This is a genomic window from Roseibium sp. M-1, assembly GCF_054515675.1.
The window spans coordinates 5,424,501-5,451,340 of sequence record NZ_CM137257.1; the positions used below are offsets into that span (position 1 = coordinate 5,424,501).

The 26,840-nt window shown below is 61.8% G+C and carries 18 protein-coding genes; 15 read left to right on the forward strand and 3 right to left on the reverse strand.

The window, feature by feature from the left end:
* Positions 1-137: 137 nt before the first annotated feature.
* Both ACX3M4_RS24585 and ACX3M4_RS24590 read right to left on the reverse strand, forming a co-directional pair.
* Positions 138-2,255 (reverse strand): ATP-binding protein, encoded by a 2,118-nt coding sequence (locus ACX3M4_RS24585; protein ID WP_459355601.1) that lies wholly within the window; start codon positions 2,253-2,255, stop codon positions 138-140.
* Between the two features lies 1 nt (position 2,256).
* Positions 2,257-2,988 (reverse strand): response regulator transcription factor, encoded by a 732-nt coding sequence (locus ACX3M4_RS24590; RefSeq protein WP_459355602.1) that lies wholly within the window; start codon positions 2,986-2,988, stop codon positions 2,257-2,259.
* 211 nt (positions 2,989-3,199) lie between these two features.
* Here ACX3M4_RS24590 and ACX3M4_RS24595 point away from each other — a divergent pair, with 211 nt between their 5' ends.
* The 6 genes from ACX3M4_RS24595 (at position 3,200) to ACX3M4_RS24620 (ending at position 12,970) form a co-directional block, all read left to right on the forward strand.
* Positions 3,200-4,240: an ABC transporter substrate-binding protein gene (locus tag ACX3M4_RS24595; RefSeq protein WP_459355603.1), complete on the forward strand. Its 1,041-nt coding sequence runs from the start codon at positions 3,200-3,202 to the stop codon at positions 4,238-4,240.
* Between the two features lie 163 nt (positions 4,241-4,403).
* The gene (locus ACX3M4_RS24600) at positions 4,404-5,432 is read left to right on the forward strand and encodes an ABC transporter substrate-binding protein (protein ID WP_459355604.1); all 1,029 of its coding nucleotides are present in this window, start codon (positions 4,404-4,406) and stop codon (positions 5,430-5,432) included.
* A gap of 89 nt (positions 5,433-5,521) precedes the next feature.
* On the forward strand, positions 5,522-7,753 hold the full coding sequence (locus ACX3M4_RS24605) for an ABC transporter permease (protein WP_459355605.1): 2,232 nt from the start codon (positions 5,522-5,524) through the stop codon (positions 7,751-7,753).
* Positions 7,750-8,811, forward strand: coding sequence for an ABC transporter ATP-binding protein (locus tag ACX3M4_RS24610; protein WP_459355606.1), 1,062 nt, complete (start codon positions 7,750-7,752; stop codon positions 8,809-8,811). Before ACX3M4_RS24605 ends, ACX3M4_RS24610 begins: the two co-directional genes overlap by 4 nt.
* 1 nt (position 8,812) lies before the next feature.
* On the forward strand, positions 8,813-9,655 hold the full coding sequence (locus tag ACX3M4_RS24615; protein WP_459355607.1) for an inositol monophosphatase family protein: 843 nt from the start codon (positions 8,813-8,815) through the stop codon (positions 9,653-9,655).
* Positions 9,656-10,081: 426 nt separating this feature from the next.
* A complete protein-coding gene (locus ACX3M4_RS24620) occupies positions 10,082-12,970 on the forward strand; it encodes a sensor domain-containing protein (RefSeq protein ID WP_459355608.1) in 2,889 nt (962 codons plus the stop codon).
* A 126-nt stretch (positions 12,971-13,096) separates the two neighbouring features.
* On the opposite strand, the gene ACX3M4_RS24625 is transcribed toward ACX3M4_RS24620, so the two are convergent.
* Positions 13,097-15,658: a GcvT family protein gene (locus ACX3M4_RS24625; RefSeq protein ID WP_459355609.1), complete on the reverse strand. Its 2,562-nt coding sequence runs from the start codon at positions 15,656-15,658 to the stop codon at positions 13,097-13,099.
* Positions 15,659-16,315: 657 nt separating this feature from the next.
* Between ACX3M4_RS24625 and ACX3M4_RS24630 the strand changes: the two genes are divergently transcribed.
* The 9 genes from ACX3M4_RS24630 (at position 16,316) to ACX3M4_RS24670 (ending at position 26,805) form a co-directional block, all read left to right on the forward strand.
* Positions 16,316-19,537, forward strand: a complete 3,222-nt coding sequence (locus ACX3M4_RS24630) for a DUF2169 family type VI secretion system accessory protein (protein ID WP_459355610.1) — start codon at positions 16,316-16,318, stop codon at positions 19,535-19,537.
* Entirely contained in the window at positions 19,527-20,642 is a 1,116-nt protein-coding gene (locus ACX3M4_RS24635; RefSeq protein WP_459355611.1) for a pentapeptide repeat-containing protein, read from the forward strand. Before ACX3M4_RS24630 ends, ACX3M4_RS24635 begins: the two co-directional genes overlap by 11 nt.
* Positions 20,643-20,713: 71 nt before the next feature.
* Positions 20,714-21,112 carry a hypothetical protein gene (locus ACX3M4_RS24640; protein ID WP_459355612.1) on the forward strand — a complete coding sequence of 133 codons (399 nt, stop codon included), beginning with the start codon at positions 20,714-20,716 and terminating at the stop codon, positions 21,110-21,112.
* 15 nt (positions 21,113-21,127) lie between these two features.
* Complete coding sequence (locus ACX3M4_RS24645) at positions 21,128-22,000, forward strand: hypothetical protein (protein ID WP_459355613.1); 873 nt, start codon at positions 21,128-21,130, stop codon at positions 21,998-22,000.
* A gap of 15 nt (positions 22,001-22,015) precedes the next feature.
* Complete coding sequence (locus tag ACX3M4_RS24650) at positions 22,016-22,879, forward strand: hypothetical protein (protein WP_459355614.1); 864 nt, start codon at positions 22,016-22,018, stop codon at positions 22,877-22,879.
* A gap of 11 nt (positions 22,880-22,890) precedes the next feature.
* Positions 22,891-23,733: a hypothetical protein gene (locus ACX3M4_RS24655; RefSeq protein WP_459355615.1), complete on the forward strand. Its 843-nt coding sequence runs from the start codon at positions 22,891-22,893 to the stop codon at positions 23,731-23,733.
* A 39-nt stretch (positions 23,734-23,772) separates the two neighbouring features.
* Entirely contained in the window at positions 23,773-24,378 is a 606-nt protein-coding gene (locus ACX3M4_RS24660) for a DUF3540 domain-containing protein (protein ID WP_459355616.1), read from the forward strand.
* A 49-nt stretch (positions 24,379-24,427) separates the two neighbouring features.
* Entirely contained in the window at positions 24,428-26,293 is a 1,866-nt protein-coding gene (locus ACX3M4_RS24665) for a tetratricopeptide repeat protein (RefSeq protein ID WP_459355617.1), read from the forward strand.
* Between the two features lie 128 nt (positions 26,294-26,421).
* Positions 26,422-26,805 (forward strand): SH3 domain-containing protein, encoded by a 384-nt coding sequence (locus tag ACX3M4_RS24670; RefSeq protein ID WP_459355618.1) that lies wholly within the window; start codon positions 26,422-26,424, stop codon positions 26,803-26,805.
* Positions 26,806-26,840 lie beyond the last annotated feature (35 nt).

Below are 26,840 nucleotides of genomic sequence, written 5' to 3' on the forward strand. Positions count from 1 at the left end.
GGCCGCACCGGCCATTTCGCTACGACGACCGCTCTGGAAACGAGTGGCCCCCGGGTCTCCCTTCGGTCGCACGGCGTGACGCCGGAAGGAACATGCAAGACAGCCCTGGGGGGATGTGGTTGAGGAGCGCAGTCCCGTCAGAAAACCGCTTCGACCTTCGAAGCGCCTGTATCGGCCTCTTCCTCATCCCTCGGAAACCGCAGCTCGACCGTGGTGCCCGTGCCCGGTTCGGACGAGATTGTCGCCGTGCCGCCGCTTTGGCGGACGAAGCCGTAGACGACGGCGAGGCCGAGGCCGGCGCCGCCTTCGCTGGACCTGGTGGTGAAATAGGGCTCGAAGGCCTTGTCGACGTCCTCGCGGCTCATGCCGATGCCGGTGTCTTTCACCGAGACGATGATGCTGTCCTCCCGAGCGAATGCGCGGACGCGGACTTCGCCGCCGTCCGGCATGGCGGCCGCTGAGTTGAGACAGAGATTGAGCACCGATTGTTCGAAGAGTTCCGGGTCCAGAACCAACGGAGGCAGCGTGTCGTCGAGATCCAGCGTCAGGCTGCATTTGCCGCCAATCGCGATTTCCAGAATGTCGGCCATGCCGCGCAGGACTGAGGAGAGCTCGATGCGGCTGAAATTGATCGGTTGCTGGCGGCCGATGGTCAGCATGCTGCTGGCGAGCGACCGGCCCCGGTCGGCGGCCTTGCGGATGCGGGCGATGTTGCGGCTCTGCCGTTCGCTGAAACCGCCGTCCCTTTCCAGGAGACCGAGGCTGCCGGTGATGATTCCGATGGTGTTGCCGACCTCATGGCTGAGCTGGTGGGTCAGCCGCATGATGCCGTCGAGACGGAGCGCCTTGGCGGCTTCCGCTTCCTGCCGGTCGAGAAGCGTGACGTCACGGGCGAGCAACACGACGCCGTCGTCGCTTTGCCGGCTAAGTGAAACCTCCGTCACCGTGCCGTTGGCAGAGCGATGGCGGACCGAGAAGGGCTCGCTCAAGGGGCGTCCGTTGGGGCCGCCCGGAAGCATGTCGGTGCGGATCTCCGGAACTGGGGCGAGAAATTGGACCAGCGGCAGCTTGCGCGCAGCGCCCTTGTGGCCGAAGAGTTCGATCACGCGCCTGTTCATGGTCACCGGCTCGCCGTCGGCGTCGAAGATGGCGATGCCGTCGTTCATGCTGCGGAAGGTGGAGCGGATCGTTCGGGCCGCGGCTTCCGCGGTTCGCCGCAGCCGGGTGACCCGGTCGACGCTTTCCTTGAAGGCGAGGAAGGCCTGCTGCAGATCAAGCAGCTCGGTCTCGTTTCCCTGATAGACGGGAGGCCCGACATCCTTCTGGCCCTTGGCAAGAGAGTTCATGCCGCTCGACAGCGAGACGATGCCTCTGGAGACGCGGATGACCGAGCGGATCGAGACGACGGCCATGGTCAGGACCAGCAGCGAGGCCACAACGACAATGACCAGCAGCCTTTGCAGAGTTGCGGACGTGGACTGGAAGTCCTTGTTCAGCGTCTCGGTGACGATGCCTGACTGGGATTCCGTTGCCAATGACAGCTCGCGGGCTACGGTGTGCAGCCGAGCGATGGCGCTCCGGACGCCGAACATTTCCTGGAGATAGCTGGTCTGGGCGGCAAAGACGGTCTCATAGGGTTTGAGATCGTCCGCAGGCAGGAGGCCGAACGCGGTTTCGGCGACGTAGCGGCGTTTCAACTCGCCAAGCTGGAAGAGGCTGCCGGCGCTTGATACCGAATGCACGATGGCGTTGAGCCGCTGGCGCGGTTCCTTCTGGTCTGCCGTGTCGGCAACGGCGATCACGCCGAGTGCGGAGGCGACTTCTTCCTTGTAGCGCTGGGCGGTTTCGGCCCTTGCAGCAAGGGCGAGCGTCTGGGCGCGGATCTGGGCGAGGAGTTCGAAAATCTGTTCGTTCGCCGCCCTGTAGGCCTCCTTGCCGGGCGGGTAGTCGGGCAGGGTGCGCAGCAATTCGTCGACCTGGTCCACAAGCAGCCGGCTCTTACCGGAGACCGTATAGGGCGAGGTCGCGTTCATCAGGAACGGGGCGCTGGAAACGAGGTCGGAGACCTGGCGGGAGACGAGCGCGGCATCCGCGAGACTTGTAAAGGCCTGGAGCCCATAGGCGGCCGTTTCTTCCCGCGCCTTCAAGAGCCCGTAGGTTGCGATTGCCGACAAAGTGAAGGCAACGGCGCAGATGAGGGCGATGGCCGCCGGCAGCCGGAAGGCGATGGAGGAAAGGACCGGCCGGCTCAGCATCTCAGGCAAGGTCCCGGTGCAGGATGTAGCCCTTGCCGCGCCTCGTCTTGATATGCTGCGGCAGGTCCGGATTGCGCTCGATCTTGCGGCGCAGACGCAGGACAAGCACATCGACATTGCGGTCGATCAGCCGGTCGGTTTCCGCGCCGAGCTGTTCCAGGATCTTGGTGCGGCTCACCGGCTCGTTCGGGGTCGCTGCGAGGATTTCCAGAAGCGAGAACTCGGAAGAGGTCAGGGTGCGCGAGGGATGCGACTTGCAGATGGCGCGGCGGTTGACGAGATCGATGACCCAATCTCCCAGAAGCAGGTCACTGGGCTCATGCTGGACGGAGATGACATCCTTGTCGTTTCTGAGGGCGGGATGCAGCCGCCGGAGCACGGCCTTGATGCGAGCAGTCAACTCGATGGGCTCGAAGGGTTTGACCACATAGTCGTCCGCGGCGGTCTCCAACCCGAGCACACGTTCGGCGGCGCTGCCGGCGGCTGTCACCATGACGATGCCGATATCGGTCTGGGATCTCAGCTTCTGGGCAAAGACCCGGCCGGACATGCCGGGCAGATTGTGATCGACCAGCACGAGGTGAAAGGCGCGCTCGTTCAGGAGGTGGGCCGCCTCTTCCGCCGAGCGCGCGGCAAGCGGCCGCCAGCCTTCGGCCTCGATGAGATCCGAGATCAGCTCCGCCATATCCGGATCGTCCTCCACGATCAGGATATCGATGCCTTCATTCAACACTTGCCAGTCCTCCCGAAGCACATCATATGCATCGGTGATGGCAATGCAAAGTCTTGTTTTTTCAAGTATTTGTCACTTTTGTAAGTCTTGTAACATTTGTAACCCTTTTCCTTATCCGGCGAAACAACGGTAACCAAACTCCAGTTGCGTGGCCCGCTTCATCTGCCATGCTATTCCTTGTCCGGGGCATTGCTGCGGACTGGGAGGAAACATGAAGTTTGTCACGTCACTCGGAGCGGGTGCGGCCATCTGGCTGTCGCTGTCGCTCAATACGGCTTCGGCTGCGGACCTCAATGTCCTTTGCGCCGTGCAGGTCGAGTGGTGCCGGATGATGGAGACGGTTTTCGAGGAGAAGACCGGGCTTGATGTATCCATGGAACGCAGAAGCACCGGCGAGATCCTCGACCAGGTGCGGGCCGAGCGCGATGCGCCCAAGATCGATGTCTGGTGGGGCGGCACGGGCGACACCCATTTGCAGGCTGCTGGTGAAGACCTGCTGGAATCCTACCAGCCGGCCAACCTCGAGGACGCGCTTCCCTGGGCACAGAATTTTTTCCAGATATCCGGTGGTCAGGCGGCGGGCATCTACGCCGGTGCCCTCGGCTTCGGCTACAATTCCGAACTGCTGGCGAGCCGTGGCGTCGCCGCGCCGTCCTGCTGGAAAGACTTGACCGGCCCGCAATACCGCGGCCTTGTCCAGATGCCCAATCCGAATTCTTCCGGAACTGCCTACACCATGCTGGCGACGCTTGTGCAGCTCCTTGGCGAGGATGAGGCCTTCGATTATCTGGCGGCCCTTTCCGAGAACATCGACACCTATACGGTTTCGGGTGCTGCGCCTGTGCAGGCAGCCGCGCGCGGCGAGACCGGTATCGGCATATCCTTCATTCATGACGCGGTGACGCAGAAGCTTGCGGGTGCGCCGATGGTAATCGTCGCACCGTGCGAAGGCACGGGCTACGAAATCGGTGCCGTCAGCATCGTGAAGGGTGCAAGGCATCCGGAAGCCGCGCGCCTCTTCGTCGATTTTTCGCTGAGCCCGGAGGGGCAGGCGACCTGTGCCGCATCCGGCCAGAACCAGATCCCGGCGAATGCAAGGGCAGCGCTGCCACCGGCAGCGCCTGACATATCGCTGATCCGCATGGTCGACTACGACTTCGCCACCTTCGGCTCACCGGAGCAGAGGCGCCGTCTTCTCGACCGCTTCAACGAGGAGGTGCTGCAGACGCCCAGCCCTGCGGCGACCAACTAGAGGACTGACTTAACAAGGAAATCGGACAGGAAACGGAGCGCATGCGTGTCTCCGGACGGGAAAGCCATGCCCGCTGTCCGCCATCCATCCAGCCCTGAAGGGCTGAAACGGAAGCCTCGCCATCCGGCAAGGCAAAGGCTCAAAAGCCAAAGTGGAGGAAACCATGTCACTGAAACCCCTTACCCTTGCCCTGCTTGCAACGGCTGCGGTCTATACTGTCTCGCCGGCCCAGGCGGCCGGGGATCTCAACGTCATCTGTTCGGCCGATGTCGTCATCTGCGAGCAGCTTCAGGCAGATTTCGAAGCGGCCAACGATATCAAGGTCAATATGGTGCGCCTGTCCTCGGGCGAGAGCTATGCCAAGATCCGTGCAGAATCCCGCAATCCGAAGACCGATATCTGGTGGGGCGGCACCGGTGACCCGCACCTGCAAGCGGCCTCTGAAGACCTGACCGAGGAATACAAGTCCGAAAAGCTTGCCGAGCTTCATGAATGGGCTCAGAAACAGGCTGAAAGTTCCGGTTTCAAGACCGTTGGCGTTTACGCAGGCGCCCTCGGCTGGGGTTACAACACCGAGATCTTCAAGGACAAGGGCTTTGCCGAACCGGCCTGCTGGGCAGACCTCCTGAAACCCGAACTCAAGGGTGAGATCCAGGTCGCCAATCCGAATTCTTCCGGCACCGCCTATACGGCGCTTGCCTCCCTGGTGCAGATCATGGGCGAAGAAAAAGCATTCGAGTACCTGAAGGAACTCAACAGCAACGTTTCGCAATACACCAAGTCGGGGTCGGCTCCGGTGAAGGCGGCTGCCCGCGGCGAAACCGGCCTTGGCATCGTCTTCATGCACGACGCCATTTCCCAGGCTGCCTCCGGCTTCCCGGTCAAGGCTATCGCGCCTTGTGAAGGCACCGGCTACGAAATCGGCTCCATGTCCATCGTCAAGGGCGCCAAGAACATGGACAATGCCAAGGTCTGGTACGACTGGGCCCTGACGCCGGAAGTCCAGTCGCGGATGAAGGACGCCAAGTCCTTCCAGCTGCCGTCCAACAAGGCCGCCGAAGTGCCGCCGGAAGCCCCGAAATTCGAGGACATCAAGCTGATCGACTACGATTTCGCGACCTATGGCAATCCGGACACCCGTAAAGCCCTCCTGGAGCGTTGGGACCGTGAGATTGGCGCCATCGCCAACTGACCCCAACATCCCAAGAGGCCCGCGGGGGGACCTTTCCCTTCCCCCGCGGGTCTCGCCCTCTTTTCAAGATCTATAATAATGGGGTGGCCATGCAGAGTGGCAACATACGGCTGAACGCTCTTCTGGGGCTGGGCATCTTCGCCTTTCTTCTTGTGCCCTGGTACCGGGTCGAGGGTGGCTTCTATGCGTTCGAGTGGCTGTCCGGTTTTCTGTCCTCGTCCGATCTCAAACCCGGACTGCTGCAGATCCTTGCCGAAGGCCGCTTCTGGCTCGCTTTCGCGCTGTTCCTGTTCCTCGCCGGTGGCTGCGCACGCTTTCTCGGCAATGCCAATACGCGCGGCAAGCTGATGGTGGCTGCGGGTACGTTCGGCATTCTTTTCATGGGCCTCCAGGGCCTTGCCATCAGTTTCGGCGGCTGGGCCTGGACTTTTCCGGAAACAGCGTTCGGCGCGCTGCCGCTCGGCCAGCCGGCCATGGGCGCAGGGGCCATCCTGATCTCGCTGATCTTCGTTCTCTACATAGCCTTCGGTCTTGCCGAACGTGGCTTCATGAAGGGCGACGCCTTTGTCGTCGGCTCGATCTCGATCCTGATTTTCCTGGTGACGATCTTCATCTTCTACCCGATCGGCTCGATGTTCGCCGGCTCGGTGCAGGATTTCGATGGCTCGTTCAAGCCGGACGGCTTCATTCGCAACATGCAGGATCCTGCCATCTGGAGCCTCGACTGCGTCATTGGCGGCAACCGCTGCGGCGTTGCCTGGCGCACGCTGTTCCTGGCGGTGATGACGGGCCTCGGCTCGACCATCCTCGGTCTCGCCTTCGCGCTCGTCGCGACCCGCACACGCTTTCCGTTCAAGAAGGGCCTGCGGCTGCTGACGGTCCTGCCGATCATCACGCCGCCCTTCGTTGTCGGTCTTGCGCTCACCCTGCTCTTCGGCCGCTCGGGTGTCGTCACCGAAGCGCTCGACACGCTTTTCGGTATCGAGCCGAGCCGCTGGCTCTACGGTCTCACCGGCATCTGGATCGCCCAGGTGCTGTCTTTCACTCCGATCTCCTTTCTGGTGCTGATCGGTGTCGTGGAAGGTGTCAGCCCGTCCATGGAGGAGGCCTCGCAGACCCTGCGGGCGGACCGCTGGCGCACCTTCTGGCGGGTCTCCCTGCCGCTGATGAAGCCGGGTCTCGCCAATGCGTTCCTGATCGGCTTTATCGAAAGCATGGCCGATTTCGGCAACCCGCTGGTGCTTGGCGGCAGCCATGGCGTGCTGTCGACGGAAATCTTCTTTGCCGTCGTCGGGTCGCAGGTCGATCCCTCGCGTGCCGCCGTTCTCGCAATCATCCTGCTCACCTTTACGCTGACTGCCTTCCTGGCGCAGCGGCTCTGGCTCTCGGGCAAGAACTTCGCCACCGTCACCGGCAAGGGCGACAGCGGTGCCCATGCGGGCCTGCCGAAGAGCCTCACCGTCACGGTCTACGGCATCGTGCTGCCCTGGATGGGCTTCACCATGGTCGTCTACGGCATGATCCTCTTCGGCGGCTTCGTGAAGACCTGGGGTCTCGACAATTCGCTCACCTTGGAGCACTACGCACGGGCTTTTGCCGTGAGTTTCCAGGACGGCGCACTCGTGTGGACCGGCGTAGCGTGGAACTCCTTCTGGACGACGATGGAAATCGCGCTGATCTCCGCTCCGCTGACGGCAGCCGTGGGCCTTTTGACCGCCTACATCATCGTGCGGCAGAAATTCGCCGGCAAGAATGCCTTCGAGTTCGCGCTCATGATGAGTTTCGCCATTCCCGGCACGGTCATCGGCATCAGCTACATCATGGCCTTCAACCTGCCGCCGATCGAGATGACCGGCTCGGCGCTGATCCTGATCGCCTGCTTCGTCTTCCGCAACATGCCGGTCGGCGTGCGCGGCGGCGTTGCGGCGATGAGCCAGCTCGACAAGAGCCTGGACGAAGCGTCGCTGACGCTTCGGGCCAACAGCGCCCGGACCCTGCGCAAGGTGATCCTGCCGCTGCTGCGGCCGGCGATCACCGCGGCGCTGGTCTATTCCTTCGTCCGGGCGATCACCTCCATCAGCGCGGTGATCTTCCTGGTCAGCGCCGAATACAACATGGCGACATCCTACATCGTCGGCCTCGTCGAAAACGGCGAATACGGCATCGCGATTGCCTATTCCTCGATGCTGATCCTCGTGATGATCACGGTCATCGCCGGCTTCCAGCTTCTGGTCGGCGAACGGCGCCTGCGCCGGGAGAACCGCGTCTCCGGCATCGCCAAACCCAACAAGATCCGCATTGCGCAGGAGAAAACCGCATGAGCGACCTCAAACCCGGTTCCGTCGTCTTTGAAAACGTGCGCAAGGACTTCGGCTCCTTCACCGCCATCCCGGACCTGTCGATCACCATCGAGCCCGGCAATCTCGTGACCCTGCTCGGGCCCTCCGGCTGCGGCAAGACCACCACCTTGCGCATGCTGGCCGGGCTGGAACATCCGACAAGCGGGCGCATCCTGATCGGCGGGCGCGACGTCACCATGATGCCGGCCAACGAGCGGGACGTCTCCATGGTCTTCCAGTCCTATGCGCTGTTCCCGCACATGAACGCCGTCCAGAACGTCGCCTACGGACTGGAATCCTCCGGCTTCAACAAACGGGAAGCGCGGGAACGAGCGGAGGAAGGCCTGACCCAGGTCGGTCTTGCAGGCATGGGTCACCGTTTGCCGGCGGAACTCTCCGGCGGCCAGCAGCAGCGCGTTGCCGTCGCCCGGGCGCTGGTGCTGAACCCGCAGGTGCTGCTGCTGGACGAGCCTTTGTCGAACCTCGATGCACGCCTGCGCCGCAGGGTGCGCACGGAAATCCGCGAGCTGCAGCAGCGTCTCGGCTTCACCGCCGTTTATGTCACTCATGACCAGGACGAGGCGCTGGCCGTCTCCGACCGGATCGTCGTCATGAAGGACGGGCGGATCGCCCAGGAAGGTGCGCCGAGGGACCTCTACGAGGAACCGGTTTCGGAGTTCATTGCCGACTTCATGGGCGAGGCCAACGTGGTTTCCTGCGAAGTGGTCGGACGGGACGGCGACGACGCCCTGATCGATATCGGCGGGCTGCAGCACAGATTGCGGTCCAGGCAGGCGAAGACCGGCCAGGCCAAGCTTGCCGTGCGGCCGGGATCCGTAGTGCTCAACCCCCAGGAAAACGCGGGTCTTGGCGGCGAGGTCCTGACGGCGGCCTATCTCGGCGATCATGTCGAATACGAGATCGAGACGCCGGTCGGAAACTTCTTCGTCATCGACCACGCCGTCGACCGGTCTTTCGCTCCCCGCAGCGCCGTTTCCCTTGGCTTCCGCAACCGCGGTCTCGCCCTGATCGAGGCATGAGATGACAGCACAGGTAATAACCAATGCCCCGTCCCGGGCATCCCTTGACGCGCGCTTCGATCTTGCCAGGGAGATCGCCGACGAGGCGGGCGCGATGGCGCTCGACTATTTTCACCGCCGCAAGGAGCTGACCATCGAGGTCAAGGGTGGTCTCCAGGACGTCGTCTCCATTGCAGACCGCAATGTGGAAACGCTGATCCGGAAGCGGATCGAGGCCGCCTTCCCGCAGGACGGCATTCTCGGCGAGGAACACGGCTACCATCGGAGCGGTAGCGGCTACACCTGGGTTGTCGATCCGATAGATGGCACGTCCGCTTTTGTGCACGGGCTACCGACCTGGTGCGTTTCCATCGCACTGCTGTCCGGAAGCGAGCTTGTGATGGGCGTCATCCGGGTTCCCTGCGACGGTGAGACCTTTGCCGCGAAGACGGATGGTGGCGCGACGCTCAACGGCGTTCCGTTGAAGCTGGACGGAAGCCTGACGTTGGCAAGCGGCCTGACGGGAATCGGCGCCAATCATCATGTGCCGCCGGAAATGGTCGGCGCGGTGATCGCCGGACTGATGGCTACGGGCGGCAACTATATCCGCACCGGATCGGGCGCGCAGATGCTGGCTTTTGTCGCTGCCGGGCGTCTGGCCGGTTTCTACGAACCGTCGATGCATGCCTGGGATTGCCTGGCAGGTTACTGCCTCGTCGCCGAAGCGGGCGGCACCTACCGGCCTTTCCCCCTCGAAGGCGAGGCTATCCTGCAAGGCGGACCTGTGCTGGCGGCGGGGCCCGGAGCCTTTGCCGATCTGTCGGCGTTGGCTACAGGCTGCGAGGACCGATTCCTGTCTGCTTGAGGCCGCGTTGCCGGCCGGGTGAAAGATTTTTCTGAGGCAACCGCTTCGATCTGCCGTGTCAAACCGCTCAACCGGGCAGAAAGCCCGCTTTCGCACGTCTCCTTGCTGCTCATCGCTGCTTGATGCGCCATTTCAACCAAATTAACTGGTCCTGACCCCGGGCGCTCGGGCAAGGCGTGGCGGCAAGAATGAGAAAAAGCTAGTGTATCGGTCGGCGTTGTAGCGTGTAGCGGCAAACAGCATGCATGTGTGACCAAAAGAACCTGACGGAAACGGCCTGTTCCGCAAGGTTCATACACGTCTGCGTCTCTGTTTATTTGTACGTGTTCATGCTTGTCTAACTTAAACGCCTTAAACGAAGGAGACCTGACCCTGGGGAGGGGTGTCAAAACAAGAATGCGGTTCGAAGCGCTCAAAAGCAGTTTTATGGATCTCTCGGATGATCCGATCGCGGTCGGCCACCTTGCTGCCGGTTCAAAAAACGCGCGCCTGGTTTACGTGAACGCGGCATTTGCCAAGGCCTTCGGCCATCTACCCGAGGCTGTTCTCGGCGAAGCGGTGGATCGCATACATTCCCCGGAGGTCTGGGCGGCACCCGGCAAGGTGAAGGTCACTGCTGGCAAGACTCCGCGCTGGACGGTGGCAACCGGACTTGTGCGGGCCGACGGCACGAACGTGCAGGTGAACCTGTCTCTTTTTGCAGTCGCGGACGAAGAAGAAGACGGTCACTATGTTTGCGCAACCTATCGTGTGGCCTCGGGCAGAAGTGAAGCGGCGGCCGTTGCACCCGACACGCCGCGAATACCTTCAGGCACCTCCGCCGAACAGGCCTATGCGCGTCTCGCCGCGGCCTTGAATGCCTACCCGGACCCCTTTGTCATCTATGACCGCGACCTGAAACTTGTCTTCTGCAATGACGGCTATGCCGCTTCCATGACGAACAACCCGGAAGAGCTGGTTGCGGGCATGCATCTGAAGGATGTGCTTTACCTGGCTGTCCGCGACGGCCGCTATCCCGATGCCATCGGCCGGGAGGAAGCCTGGGTGAACCAGATCCTTGCGCCCTCCTTTCTGGAGAGTGCCTGGCAGGACGTCGAACTTGACGGTGATGTTCATCACCGCCTTATGCGATCCCGGTCCAGTCATGGCGACCATGTCGTCATCCGGTTGAATTCGACCGAATTCGTGCGGCAGAAACGCACCGCCGAGGCCGCGCAGGCGCGTCTGATAGCAGCTCTCAACGCCTATCCCGCCCCGTTTGTCATCTACGATTCCCAAGATTGTCTCGTTGTATGCAACGACGCCTACCGGGCTGCGATGTCGAACAACCCCACAGATCTTGAAGCCGGCATGCACCGGACGGAGGTGGCACGCATCGCCATCCGGGCGGGAAAGATCGCCAATGCGTTTGGCCGCGAAGAAGAGTGGATGTCCGACGAGCACCAGGAGGCCGAATTGGAAAAACCGGTCCAGGACCTGGAACTTGCGGGGGACGTGCACCACCGGCTGCTGCGCTCGCGCGTCGAAAATGGCGATCTCGTCATCCTGCGGATGGACATGACCGAACTCGTTCGCCAGCGCCGGGCGCTGGAGGCGACCCAGGACCGGCTGATTTCCGCAATCCGGGCATATCCCGATCCGTTTGCGATCTATGATGCGGAGTCAAAGCTCGTCATCTGGAACCCGGCCTATGCCGAAGCCATGGCAGGCGATCCGGAGGGGCTCACTGCTGGTACAAGCCAGAAGGAAATCCTCAGGACGGTGGCCTGGTCGGGCCGGATACCGGCAGCTGTCGGGCGCGAAGAGGAATGGGCTGAGGAGTATTTCTCGTCACCGGCGCTGACTTCCGCGGGTGTGGAAGATATCGAACTGGCGGGCGACCAGCATCACCGTGTTGTCCGCTCCCGCACCGAAAAGGGCGAGTTCGTCATCCTGCGGCTCAATATCACCGAAGTGGTGCGTCAGCGCCGTGTTCTGGAGCAGAATTCCCGCGAGCTGGAAACGGCGAACCAGGAAATCACCTATATGGCGCTGCACGACGACTTGACCGGTCTCGGCAACCGCCGCTTCCTGTCGCAGCAGTTCGACAGGCTGGCCAGACGCCGGCGCGTGGCCGGAGGTGAAATCGCGGCCCTGCATATCGATCTCGACCGCTTCAAGGCCATCAACGACACGATGGGCCACGCGGCCGGAGATGCGGTCCTTCTGGAAATTTCGCGGCGTATCCGCAATCATGCCGGGGCCGAGGATATTGTCGCCCGTATCGGCGGTGACGAGTTTGTCATCCTGATGCCCGTTTCCGCGGAAAGCAACCGGCCCGAACAACTTGCCAAAACCCTGCTTGCGGATCTGACCCGTCCTCTGCTGCACGACGGCAAGGAATGCCGCTTCGGTGCGTCGGTCGGCCTTGCTCGCACTCCGCTTGCCGCGATCGATCAATTGCTGACGACGTCCGATCTGGCACTCTACAAGGCAAAACGCCAGGGCCGCAGCCAATTGGGGATCTTCGACCGGTCCGACCTTGAGGAGGTTCACCGGAGCAAGGCTCTGGCCGACGACCTTCTACGCGCTGTCGAGGCGGAGGAGTTCGAACCTTTCTACCAGCCGCAAGTCGACGCGAAGACGGGACAGGTCGTCGGCATCGAGGCACTGGCACGCTGGCGTCACCCTGAAAAAGGCATCCTGCTGCCGGGAACTTTCTTGTCCGTTGCGACCGACCTGAACATTGCCGGGGACATCGACCGCTTGATCTTCGAGCGGGCAATCGGTGAGTGCCAGCAGGCTTTCGGCAAATGGTCCAGGCCACCCTCGCTGTCGTTCAATGTCAGCGAGGAGCGGATCAACCGCAACAGCATGGACGCGATCCGGCGGCAGGTTGAGGCCTATTCCGGCCAGGTGAGCTTTGAGCTCCTGGAGACGATCTTCCTTGAGGAACAGGACGACAAATTCCTGAAGCAGCTGGATCAGCTGCGGGCACTTGGCATCGGCATCGAGGTCGATGATTTCGGCAGCGGCCGGGCTTCGGTCGTCGCCCTGCAGCGGATTAATCCGGACCGATTGAAAATCGACCGGCGTCTGGCCTCGCTCGTCACCGGCGGCAGCGGCGGATTACGGCTGCTGCGTTCGATCATCGAGATCGGTCATGCACTGGAGCTCGGGGTAACCGCGGAGGGTGTCGAAACCCGCGAGCAGGCCGACATTCTCGCCAGTCTCGGCTGCGACAGGCTGCAGGGGTATTTTTTCGCCCGGCCGATGGCCTTTGAGGATCTGGTCTGGTTTTTGGGCAAGCGCGAGGGCACTGCGACGGGGTCTTAGACGTTCGATTCGGGAGGTCCTTTACCCTTGACTGTTGTCGTTAAATGGCGCCGTTAGGAATTTTGCGGAAAACAAGTTGGCTAAAAAAAGCCCTGGTGGGTGTTGTTCCGCCGGGGCTTTGACTTGTTACGACCGCGGCTTCAGGTTTTCCGGGTCATAGAGCGGCTGGTAGCCGACACCGGCAACCTCCACTGCGTAAGTCTCGGAGAAATACTCCACGTTCAGCTTGCGGCCGACCTGGCAGTAGTCTTGTGGCAGGTAGGCAAGGGCGATGTTCTTGCCGATGGTCGGGCCATAGGCGACCGAGGTCGTGTAGGAAATGCGGCCGAGGCTGTCGACCAGCGTCTTGCCGGTGTCCGGATCCATGACCGGCATCGCGCCGACCGGATAACGCTTCACGCCGTTGGCATCCGTGTTTTCCGTCATGACGAGGGTGCAGAGCATGGCCGGCTGCTTGTCGCGTTCGCGGTACTCCATGTGCTTCGCCTTGCCCCGGAAGTCGGCTTCCTTGACCTTCGGACGGGCGAGGTCGGCCTCATAGAGGTTGTACTGCGTCAGGAGATCCGCGTTCTGCAGGCGCAGCGACTTCTCCATGCGGCGGGAGTTGGCGTAGGTCTCGACACCTACGGCGATGACGCCGGTGGAGCGAAGTGCGTCCCAGACGGCAAGGCCGTCGCCGTATTTCATGTGCAGTTCCCAGCCCTGCTCGCCCACATAGGAGAGCCGCAACGCCATGACGGACTTGCCGGCGATCTCGAGCTGGCGGATGCCCGCAAACGGGAAGTTTTCCGGATCGAGAGACGCCGGATCGGAGACGACCTTCTTCAGGTTCTCTCTCGCATTCGGGCCCCAGATGCCGATGGTGATGTAGTCGGAGCTGACATCGGTGACGGTGACATCGAAGCCCTTGTCCTCGGCAACGCGCTTTACATAGTGGTAGTCGCGCGGCCCGGCATCGGCGCCGTCGACAATGCGGCAGCGGTCGGCCATGCGGAAGACGGTCAGGTCGGCGCGCACGTTGCCCTCGTCGTCGAGGAAGTGGGTGTAGATGCCCTTGCCGATATTGGCGTCGCCGCCGATCTTGGCGGCGCAGAGCCATTCCAGAAGCTCGACATGATCCGGGCCTTCAACGTCGAACATGTAGAAGTGCGACAGGTTGATGATGCCGCAATTCTCGCTGAGTTCGAGTTGCTCGGCATTTGAAACGCGCCAGAAGTGGCGGTTGTCCCACTCGTTCTCGCGCACCGGTACCCGGTCTGCGTATTTCTCAAGCAGGTGCTCGTTGGCGGCATAGCCGTGGGCACGCTCCCAGCCGCCGAGCTCCATGAAATAGCCACCGAGTTCGACTTCGCGCTCATAGAAGGGCGAGCGCTTGACACTGCGGCTCGTGAGATAGGGCTCACGGGGGTGAACGGCCGGGAAGTAGATCTTCTGGGCTGCTTCGAAGCACCGGTCCTCGATGTATTTCTCGGTCAGCTGGTGCTGGTAGAAGCGGGAATAGTCGATGGAGGCATGGTCGATTTCCGTGCGCCCGTCGGTGATCCAGTCGGCGATCAGCTTGCCGTAGCCGGGGCCGTCCTTGACCCAGATGGCAACGCAGTACCACAGGCCGCGCACCTTCTGGCTCTCGCCACAGGACGGGCCGCCGGCAGCGGAAACCTGAAGCAGGCCGTTGAAGGAATGGCCTTCGTTGTAGCCGATCTCGCCGAGGATCGGTGTCAGCTCCATGGCGCGCTCAAGCGGCTCCATGATCTGTTCCATCTCCAGGTCGCGCTGGGACGGGGAGAGGCGGGCGAATTCCTTTTCCAGGAGGTCACGCGGATGGCACATGCGCGGGTTGGTGGTCTCGTAGTAGCCCCACTCGATCTGGCCGCCTTCGGTCGATTTCGGATCGCCGGTGTCGCGCATATAGGCCGAGTTGCCCTGGTCGCGCATCAGCGGATAGCCGATTTCCTTGCCGGTGCCTTCGAATTCGTTATAGGGCCCGAAGAAGGTCAGCGGATGGTCGACCGGCATGACCGGCAGGTCCTCGCCGACCATGTCGGCGATGAGGCGGCCCCAGAGGCCGGCGCAAACGATGACATGGTCGGCCATGATCGTGCCGCGGTGGGTCTTCACGCCCTTGATGCGGCCGTCCTCGACGATCAGCGACTGGGCGGGCGTGTTGGCGAAGACCTTGAGCTTGCCGCTCTTCTCGCCGGCATCGACCAGCTTTCCGGCAACGGTCTGCGAGCGTGGAATGACGAGACCGGCGTCGGGATCGAACATGCCACCCTGGACCATGTCCTCCTCGATCAGGGGGAATTTTTCCTTGATCTCGGCCGGAGTGACGAGATGGGCGCGGGTGCCGAAGGCCTTGGCCGAGGTTACCTTGCGCTTGATTTCCTCCATCCAGGTGTCGTCGCCGGTGCGCGCGACTTCCAGACCGCCGACGCGGGCGTAGTGGCCCATCTTGTCGAAGAAATCGATGGAATATTGTGTGGTCCAGACCGACAGGTAATCGTGGCTGGTGGTGTAGCAGAAGTCCGAGGCGTGCGCCGTCGAGCCGATGTCGGTCGGAATGCCGGACTTGTCGATGCCGACAATGTCCGTCCAGCCACGTTCGATCAGGTGATGGGCGATCGACGCGCCGACAATGCCACCCAGGCCGACGATGACGATTTGCGACTTGTCAGGAAATGCTGACATCTTTCATTCCTTTTCCATCAACCGGAAGCGAGGGACAGTGTCCATACTCGCTCGCACCTGAATCTCCGCCACTTTTCTTGCGGCGTCGGGCCAGGCGCACGCGTGCCCGGACCCGGTTTCTCGCGGGCAGTATCGCGGTAGACAGAAGGACTAAATAGCGTAATTGCGTCATAAGGCATTATCGCCACGACACGGTATGGAAAAGGAGGGCTGATATCGGTCCGGACGGTTATTTCCGTTTGCTTGCCGGCCTGGATGCATCGAAGGAATTCGGTTCAGCGACCGAAAAAGGCTAGCAGGCGCGCCAAAATGCCTTTGGACGCGGCATTCCTTGCATTTGCGGGTTCTGTCCGGGGCTCGTGGGCGGCTCGCTTTTCCGCAATCTCGCTTTTGCCGGGTGTCCGGAAACGTGTTTCGGAAATGATGCCTTTGCTGACCCCCTTGGCGACTGCCTGCGCGGCGCCCGTGCTGACTGGTGATCTGGGGGACAGAATTCCCATTGATGTTCTCCCGAGTTCTTAACTTCTGGTTGAACTTAAGAGGCGCTGTCGCTCGTTTCAAGTTCCGCCCCGGCACATCCGCATGCAGTGCTTTTGCGGGGTGTCATGCGCTTGAAATAATTGAAGCTTCTATATGGGCAGAGTTCCGGGGACAGCTATGCCTGATTTATACAAGCCGTTTCGCCTCTCCTGCATCCAGAATATTCAGGCGAATGGCGGTCAGCACACCCTCTATGCGACTGTTTTTTATGGCTTCGACCTGACGGATCCGGAGGCGATCCTGAGTGAGGCCGTCTATACGGAAACCGCCACGGGTCAGTTGCCGGCTGGCAGTTTCCTCGACATGGGCTTGCCGAAGGCCGCGCCGGAAGTGCTGATTGCGGGCGAAGCTCGGGCACCGGCCGGGTCGATGGTGAAGGCGCAGGAAATCGGTGTCTCTCTTGGCCGGGTCACCAAGAGGGCGATGGTATTCGGCGACCGGCACTGGGTCATGGATGCCGGCGAGATCCGGATGTCCGACGCCGTGCCCTATGCCGCCATGCCGCTGACGCCGGACCGGGCCTTCGGCAACGAGACGCATCCGGTCAACCCGGCAGGCAGGGGCTGCGAACCGCGCTACGCGATCGACCATTTCGGCTATGCCGCCCTGCCCAATATCGAAAACGCCGATCGACTGATCAAGGCGCTGACGGACAAGCCCGAGCCGGTGCTGTTCGGCCCGCTCGGCCATGAGCACCCTTTACGCAAGTCGAAGACCGGCCTGCCGGGCTGGGACTGGATCCGCACCACCTTTCCAGAGCCGCCGCCGGGCTTCGACCGGGCCTATTACAACATGGCACCCGCGGACCAGCGCTTTGCCGAGGCGCTTCAGGGAAACGAGCCGCTGAATGTCTGGGGCATGTCGGCCGAGCACCCGGTGCTGCGTGCCCGTCTGCCCGGCCTGCGGGTGCGCCTCTTTGCCGTTCATGACAAGCAGGCAAGGCGGATGACGGAGATCAAGACGCGGATCGAAACCGTCTGGATCTTCGGGTCGTCGGAAATCGGCGGCATCTATCATCGCGGCGCGATCCGGGTCGCGGATGCAAAGGCCTCCGACATCGTGGCGCTGATCTTTGGCGCGGAGCGGCTGAGCGACGAACCGCGCCCGGCTGCCTATTATTCGGAAATCTACCGGCTGCGGACCCATCCCACCGATGGGCCGATGCACACGCTCAACGACAGCCAGCTGATGCCGGAGTTGCCCGAGGCGGAGCGGGAGGCGATCGAGGCGCGGGGCCAGGCCTATGCGGAGGAAATCGCGCAGAAGTTCGAAAAGAAGATCCGGTTCGAGCATGCGGAAATGCTGAAGGCATCGAAACTGCCGGAGATGATGCGGCCGGAAAAGATCCTGCCGCCGGTGCCGCGCCTGCCGCTGGCGGCCCCCGAAGATCTTCTTGCCGGCAATGTCGATATCGCCGGTATGCTGAAGAAGCTGGCGGCTTCCGCAAATTCCTTCGGCAACGAGACGGCTGCGGATGCCGCCGCCATGATCTCCCGGCACAAGGCCGCCGGCGTGCCCCTGCCGGAGGGTTTGCTCGATTTCGGCAAGGCGATGCAGGCAGGCCTGTCGGAGGGAAATGCAGGTGCAGCCAGGATGCTGAAGGATGTCGCCAAGGGCAAGTCGATTGCCGGCGACATTCCCAAATACGCCAAGGCCGCCGCCGACATCTCCGCCAAGGCGACGGCCGGTGAAACACCGCCTTATGAGGAAGCGATGCCGGGCGGACTGGACGAAGCGCTTGCCCGGATCGATGCGATCGTCGGCAAGTTCAGTGGTGAGGCCGGAGGAGGTGCAGGCGGCGAGGACCTGTGGCCGCTCGTGCGCGCCCGGGCACTGGCGCTGCCGGAAGCCGATCCGTTCTATGAGCTGAAGCAGACGCTGGAGGCGTTCTCCAGGGAGTTGAAGGAGGCCGGCAAGGCGCCCAAAAAGGGCGAGATGCTGACCGTCGACGACGTGCTCGCCGATCCGAAATTCAAGGTGCCGACCCCGACCGATTTCGAAAAGGTGCTCGCCGAGCTCGGCACCATGCCGGAGAAGAACAAGGCAAAGCAGGTCAAGCTTGACGCGATGCTGGCGGAAAAGCTGCCCAAGACCGCGGGGCACGACCTGCCGCCCTCGCTCGCCCTTGCCCGGGAAGTGGAAAAGATCCCGGTGCCGGAGCCGGATATCAAATCCGTCGACGACATCATCGCCAAGGCGGAGGCGGCGATTGCGCTGGAGCCGGCGAGCTTCTTCGGCGATCTGGACGAAGAGGCAAGGGAGTTCCTGCTCGACCAGGAACATCCCCGAAGTTCCATGCTGGAAGCGGTCTATCCGGTGGAGACCTATACGCCGGAGATCCGGAGACAACTCGGCGACCTGGTCGTGGAACACCTTGCCAGGGGAGAGAGCTTCGCCCGCCGGGACATCGCCGATGCGGATCTGACCGGGGCGGACCTATCCAATCTCGATCTCAACGGCGTCTTCCTGGAACAGGCGATCCTGACCGGAGCCAAGCTGCGTCATGCCAGGCTTTCCGGGGCGGCGCTCACGGGCGCCGGGCTGACGGATGCGGATGCCACCGGTGCCGATTTTACCCGTACGACGCTCTCCGGGGCCGTGGCTGAGCGGGCCACGATGGACGAGACGCAGCATCAGAACCGAACCTGGCAGAAGAGCGAATTCGTCACCTCGCGCTTCCGCAAGGCGACATTCGATCAGATGATCTTTCTGGAATGCAGTTTTGTCGGCACGGATTTCGAGGCCTCCGATTTCCTCAACTGCCTGTTCGTCAATTGCGACCTGACGGGTGCCCGGTTCCGCGGCGCGAAATTCCGCAAGACGATGATCATCGAAAGCGATCTTACCCGGTCCGACTGGTCGGGCGCCCGCTTCGACCGGCAGCTGATGACCAAGGTGAAGGCCCGTGAAAGCCGCTGGAGCGAGGCGAGTTTCAAGCGCTCGACCTTTGTCGGCGGGTCCGATCTGCGGGGCAGCTATTTCGACGGCATGCGGGGGCATTACTCCAGCTTCCTGGAAGCCGACCTGGATGAAACGTGCTTCAAACGCGCCGAAGTCCAGGACTGCCTGTTCCTTGGCTGCAAGATGAGCGGTGTCGACTTCCGCGCGGCCCGGGCCCGCAAGGCCGTCTTCAACGAATCCGTGCTCGTTCATTCCGACTTTTTCGCCGCCGACCTGATGGAGGCGCACTTAAGCCTCTGCGACGCGCGCTATGCCAGCTTCCGCAGGACCAATCTCTATTCGGCAAACCTGATGGATGCCCGGGTGCAATGCGCCGATTTCAGCCAGGCCAATCTCGGCCAGACACTTCTGGAGCTGCCGTCGTCCAATGACACTTGAGGAAATCCTTCTTGCGATTGAATACGGCCGTTCGATTTCCGAACAGGATCTGAGGCGCCGGACCTTCGAGGGCGCCGACTTCACGGAAGGTTCTTTCCTTGCCTGCAATCTCGGCGGGGCCCGCTTCATCGGCTGCCGGTTTGAAAAAAGCGCCTTCATCCGATGCGATTTCCGAGGCGCCCGCTTCGTGGACTGCAGCTTCCAGGACAGCCAGTTCATGCTGGGGCGCGGCGACAGCGCCAACTTTTCAGGCTGCGAATTCAACACCGCAGGCTTTCTGAAGGTGGCATCGCCTGGAGCGGATTTCGCCGGGACGTCGTTCTACGACAGTTCCTTCCTGTGCAGCGATCTCATCGGGGCGTCTTTCCGTGATGCAATCTTCGAAAAGGTTGGTCTTCTGGAAAACAGCCTCGAGCGGATCGACTTTGCGGGTGCTCATATCTACCGGGCGATGATCACCAAGGCAGATCTTCGCGCGGCCGAACTCGGTGGGGCCACGTTCCATCAGGTGCTGCTGTGCGACGGTAATCTGGCTCAGCGGGACCTTTCCGGGCAGACGTTCCGCGAATGCACCATGATCGATGCGGACCTGCAAAAAGCCGTCTTCCGCGGCTCGGAAATGACGCAGACCTCCTTCGTCAACTGCAATCTGCGCCGGAGCGATTTCAGCGAAGCCCATATGCCGATGGCGATGATGGCAGGCTCGAACCTTGCCGGGGCGCGGTTCGAGCGCGCCGAGCTCAGCAACAGCGTCTTTGCCAATGCGGATGTTTCCGCCGTGTCCTTTGCCGGGTCGCGGATGAAGATGGCCGTGTTCGACAACGCCAAATGCGGTGCAGCCCGCTTCGACGGCTGCGACCTGCAATATGGCGACTTCACCAATGCGGATTGCCAGGCGGCAAATTTCGCGAGTGCGAAATTCAACATCACAAAGTTCCACGGCACCAACTTGCACGGGGCACTGCTCGACGGGGCTGCCGGTTCCACGGTGCCGACCGATGAAAAACGCCTCGTTGCCCAGGCATATAACCCCAAAAACGTGATCCTCGACACAGAATTGGAGTTTGCGCCGCCAGTGGGCAAACCGGAGCGGGTTAATAGTTGATTGTGACAAGGGTGACATGCACCGTGTGCACCTGATCTGGCGAGAACGGTCGCCGAAACAAGGAAAGTGCCATGCCGACAGTGAATGCATCCGGACCGATCCCGAGCGTCGACTTTTCGCCGGTAGATCCCTTCATCATGCCGTCGGTGCCACCGGTCCCGGCCGTCATGCCTGCGGTCGGCTTCCGGGCATCCACCATCCCGACGCAGTTCACTTTCTACAGCATCGCCTTCTGGTTCCACACGATGCTGTCGATGATCCCTGCCTGTATCGCGGGTCCCGGCCCAGGCGTGATCTCCGGCCTGCCGATGAGTGCCAGCAAATCCGGCAAAGGCTCCGCAAGGCTGCTGATCCAGGGCCAGCCGGCAAGCCGCGCCCTGATGGACCCGCCGCTGGAAAACGGCCTGACGGTCAATTCCGTCGGCATCACCTCACCCGGTCAGTGCACGCTGATCAACCCGGTCGGCTAGGGAAGGCGAAAAGAGATGGTCAAGACGAAGGCTGCCGCCGACGACCGGACATCGGCCCATATCTATTTCGCCGTGCCCCTTGGCTCGAGTTCGGACGAGTTCAGCGGGCAGTATCTGCGGCTGGAAGAATATATCGGCACGGACGAGGACAGCCATCTGCCCGCGGGTGTTGCAACGTCAGGCCTGACCGGCATCACGCTGTCCGCCAATGGCGTCTATCTCGTGAACGCCGGCACCAGGTTGGTCGAGACCTTTGGCGGTTCCCTTACCGAGAAGATCATGGGCGGCGACCATTCGGTGACGGTGGTCAATGGCGACTGGACGCTGAAAGCCAAGGACGGCTCGGTGACGATCCAGGCGACGGACACCGATACCGACGCCAATATCACGCTGCAGTCCGAAGGCTCGGATCTCTATCTCCACGCCTGGTGGGGCAAATGCACCACCTCGGACAGCCGGGACATCAAGGAAAGCAGCTCGAACAAGACCACCTATGTGCAGCTCTTCGAGTACTCCTCGGTGTTCGGCCTGGCGACGACAGAGCGGACGGCCTTCTCCTTCAGTTTCAATCTGGTCGGTGATGCCTACTTCAAATTGATCGAGGTGAAGGCAACGGCAACGTCTGTGAAGCTCATCGGCGCGAAATATTCCGGCTACTACCACAGCTTCAACATCTTCCAGTTCCTGTCGTTCAAGGCGGCGATGAACTACCGGAAGACGATGATCCTCTACAACAAGATGACCGTCTTTCAGATCTACGTCGAAATGCTGGAAAAGCAGAACGCCATCGTCAAGGACAAGATCAAGGGTGGCGTGACCGAAAATTACGCCGCGGCGATGCGTAAGAAGATGGCCGGCTGCAAGGCCTTTCAGCTGATCAAGATGTAGGCGGGAGGCAGAACAATGACCAATATCTACATGGGCGTCTCGCCGGTCAGCGACGACACGCTCGGCATCGAAAACGGCGTCTACATGCGGCTCGGCTCGTATGTCGCCGATGCTTCGGTGGTCGACGAGGCCAGCCATTTCCCGTCCGTCTATACGGACGGCCTCAGCAGCAGCGAAGGCATCTTCATCACGTCCGCAGGCTCCTACGTTGTCGAAACCAGCGGCGATGCGACGATAGAGATCGGCGGCAGCCTGACGCAGAAGATCCTGAGCGGCAACAGCGACACCACCGTCGAGGCCGGCAACGTCTCGCTGACGATGGAAGACAAGGGGTTTTCGCTGACGGCGAAGGACAATTCGAAGTTCCTGGTGGAATCGAGCCATGTCGACGGCATCACCATCGAAGCGGCAAACGGCAAGGTGTCGAGCAAGGGCGACACCATCTACAACCACACTTTCGGCTCCTATCTGAAGCAGGTGATCGGCTCGACGAAGAAGATCATCAAGGAAACCAGCACCAACGTTTCCGTTGCCTGGACCTTTCCGATCTATCTCTCGGCCGCGGTCAGCGCCAAGCTCTGTTCCATGTCGATCAAGATCGCCGACGCCAGCGAAACTGACTTAAAGATCTCGTCTGGGGGTGCAAAGTTCGGGGTGGTCTATCTCAGCAACAACGTGATCACCCACGATATGGGCTATTCCGTCCTCTACTTCAAAATGCGCGGCATCCAGCTCGAATCTGCGGTCTCCAAGCGGGACCTGTTGGGCTGGAAGAACATCTTCAACGTCGCGTCGATGGATACGGCGATGTTCCTGACGGGCTGTACCAGCACCGTGGAAGCCCATATCGGCATCGAATCAAAGATGCCCGGCACGTAACGGAGGACCCCATGGCTCATATCTTCTATTGGAGTTCCGCCGGTGGCACGAACTATTTCAATGACGGCCACTATCTGCGCCTCGGCACTTATGAAAGCCAGTGGGAAAACGACTGCGCCAATATCAAGGACGGCTCGGGAAACGCGGAAGGCATCTATTTTTATACGGACGGCAAATACACCCTGAAGACCACCGGCGGCGGCAACACCTACCAGGAGATCGGGACCGGCCTGGAGCGCACCGTCAAGAACGGCAATTACAGCTACACCAACACCAGCGGCGATACGGTGATCGAGCAGAACAACGGCAAGGTGCTGATGGAGGCGTCCGGCAAGATCTACATCACCTCCGCCCGCGGCGACGCCGATTCCGAAGCGATCCTTATCAAGGCCAAGGGGCACGATCTCTATTTCCAGCAGGCCGGCTACGCCAAGTATGTCGACGTCTACAAGGAAGACACGATCACAGGGAAAACCCACAAGACCAATATCGGCATCGTCGTGAAGCTTTATGCCGGCGCCAATATCGGCACCTATTCCAATATCGGGCTGAGCTACAAATCCGCGACGGTCGGCATCAAGGAACTGTCCATCGGGGCAACGGGCGCGTCGCTGGCGATCGAGGGCGCCACCAACAAGGACGTGCTCGGCCTGAAGTTCGGCTTCACGATCTTCGCCACCCAGATCGTCTGGCTGCACGAGGAATACGAGTATTACAAGAACGAGCTCAAGGTCTATGGCCGCGAGACCAAGACGGTCAATTGCAAGTCGCAGATCGTCGATGCGGAAGGCAAGGTCCTGGGCGTTGCCAACAAACCCGCGTCGCTCGACATCGGCACGGATCTTCAGGTCTAACATCCGATGGCGACAGAAACAGATATTCCGGACACGATCATGAACAAAACACAAGAAGATGCGGCGCTCGCCGCCACCGTTGAGGCATCGTCAATCGCCATCCCGCAGCCTCAGGTCCTGACGGTCGAAGCCGTGGACGGCGCAAGCTTTCTCGTCTGCGCAGGCGAGGGGGATCGGGTTGCCGCCCGCCGTGCGGTCAGCTGCCTGGTAGCGCCCTTGCCGGGCGACAGGGTGCTGACGGCCGAAGCCGATGGAGCGACCTATGTCCTGGCCGTGCTGGAGCGGTCCGCGGAGGCGTCTCCGTTGACGATCGAGACGCCGGGAGAGCTGGTCCTTTCCGCCGCCCGAGTTTCCATCAGGACCGGGGTCTTCGATCTGGTGGCGGAAGCGGCCAATCTGGTCGGTCACGCCTTCAACAGCCTGTTCCGGACCTCCAAGCGGATTTCGGCAACGGACGAGCTGATTGCGCAATCCTCCTCCGTCAGTGCGCATCAGCGTGTCTCGGTCATCTCCGGTTCAGACGTCCACAAGGCAGGCGTCTTCAGCCAGACCATCGAGACGGCCATGGCCCAGAGCGCGCATACGGCAGTTCTCACTGCCAAGACGGATATCCGGCTGAACGCCGAGCGGATCAATGTCGGCTAGGCCTGGGGTCTGCTCCCGGCTGTCAGCACATATGAAGTGAACGGACGAAATGGCGAACATCAACGCCCTGCTGGATGCGGCGACGAAACATATCGAAAACGGAGCGGTCGAGGACGCCGAGGTGCTGTGCCGTCAGGCGCTCAGCCGGGCGCCGCGTTCGACCCGCGCCCTGAAGACCCATGGCATGTGCCAGATCGCCACCGGTGATCTTGAGGCTGCCATCCGCAGTTTCGAGTTCGTGTTGCAGATGAACCCGGACGATGCGACCGCCTGCTACAATCTGGCCCTGGCGCAGAATGCCCAGGGCAATGCGGATCTGGCGCAGCTCAACTTCGAGCGGGCCCTCAGCCTCGATCCGCAGAACCCGATCTTCCATGAGGCGATGGCGGGCGTCCACGCGCTGAAAGGCGAGATCGAGACCGCTATGCGCTATCTGCTGATGGCGCTGGAATTGCGGCCGGACGACCCGGGCATCCTTGCCAATCTCGGCACGGTGCTGGTGCAGGTCGGCGCCTATTTCGATGCCAGGACACATTTCGAAAGGGTGCTGGAGCTGCAGCCGGAAAACGGCGTGGTGGCGCTGCAGCTGTCGCAGATCCTGCACGGGCTCGGAGATCATGCCGGCGGGCTGGCGCTGTCCGAGACCCAGTATCTGAAGCGGCCCCGGGATCCGGTGTTCCTGGCAGCCTTCGCCCATTCCCTGGCATTGACCGGAGAGCTCGACCGGGCCGCCGACCTGATCGACACGGCGCTGAAGATCGCGCCGGAGGCGGCGAATGCATTGGAGGAATATGCACTGATTTCCGCCTATCGGGGCCAGCCAGACCAGGGCATCGCCCGCATCGCCGGGCTGTTGAAACAGCACCGGGACAACCCGCATCTGTGCCTGCTGATGGCAACAGCGCTTTCCAAGGCCGGCAAACATGCGGAAAGCGTGACGCTGGCGCAGCCCGCCCTGCAGGACCCGACCGCGACCGCCAATGCCCTGACGCTGATCCGGCAGGGTCTTTTCCACCAGGGCCGGTTCGAGGAAGCGCGCGCTCTGGCAGCGGATGCCACGTTCGGCGGCGCGGGCCTCAAGGCGGCGGACGCGGAAGACCCGGACAAGGTCATCATTCCGCTGGAAACGAAGCCGCTCGAAGCCATTCTCTTCGCGCGGTTCCTGGCGAGAGCGGCGGAGACCGGTGAAACGAATACAGTCGAGGCACCGGCGGACAAGACGCTCTATGCCCCCGAACCGCTGATCCCGCTGCTGCAGCGCATGCCGCTCGGCCGGCGGATCGAAACCCTCACCGGCAAGGACCTGTTCAAGGTCGCTGATGGCGATGGAGCCTGTTTCATCGCCAGCTATGCAGCAAGGCCGGAAATCACCGCGTACCGGCCGGAGGAATTCCGGCCGTATCTCGCCTCCGATCCCAGAGCCGACGATTTCTGGCGCGGGTCGCTGGCACCGTTCAAGGGACCGCGGGCTGGCATCATGTGGTCGAAATACCGGCCTGAACCGCTGCTGCAGGATGTCCGGGAAGGCTTGAAGACCTGGCCGGGCACGCTCTTGAGCCTTGTCTGGGACGACCAGCGTTCGGAGCTGGAAGGCCAGAAGGGAATCATCGATGCCGGAGCGCACCTGAAGTCGCTGGACATGCTGGTGGATCTTGTCGGCAAGCTGGACCTGGTGGTCGGGCCGGACGGGCTGGTGACCCATATTGCCGGTGCCATGGGCATTCCGGCCATCGCCCTCGTGACGCCGGAAAAGCAATGGTACTGGTATCACGAGAACGGCCGGTCGCACTGGTATCCGTCCGTCCATGTGCTGGAGCGGGCCTGGGAAGAGGCGGAGGAGGATTTCCGCCGGAGGATTGCGGAGAAGGTGGCGGAGCTGGCAGAGGCAGCCGGGCGCGAAGGCAATATTCAGTAAGGTTCTGTCCTGCGTCTTATCGGACCGTCAACGTTCCCGTGGTATCATGAGGGATGCTGCGGCCCTTTCTGCGGCGGACGTGAGTATGGTGGCCGGACACTGGCGGCCTGGAACCGGACCGGGGAGTAATGTCGAAAGTCGTTCCATATGTCATCGTGACCGGATTGTTCATCGCGGCGCTGCTCTATTTCCAGTTCCGCGACAGGACCTATCTTGAGCTGCTCGCCCAATCGGCCTATCCGCCGCCGCCGGTCTCGCGCGTCATCCTGCCGCCGTCCCAGGAACAACAGGGGCCCCTGCTTTTTGTGAGCGGCAACCGGGTCGCCTTCCGCACGGGTGCCGGGCTTAACCAGAATGTGATCGACCGCTTCGACAAGGGCCGCACGGTCCGCCAGACCGACGTCAAAGGCGAATGGGTGCATGTGCGCGATGTCGATACCGGCCGGGTCGGCTGGATCTCCAGTGAATATCTGACGACAACCAATCCTTTGCAGACGGCCTCCTCGAACTGAAGAATGACCGGCACAAATGGCTTGGGTTGCCAGGG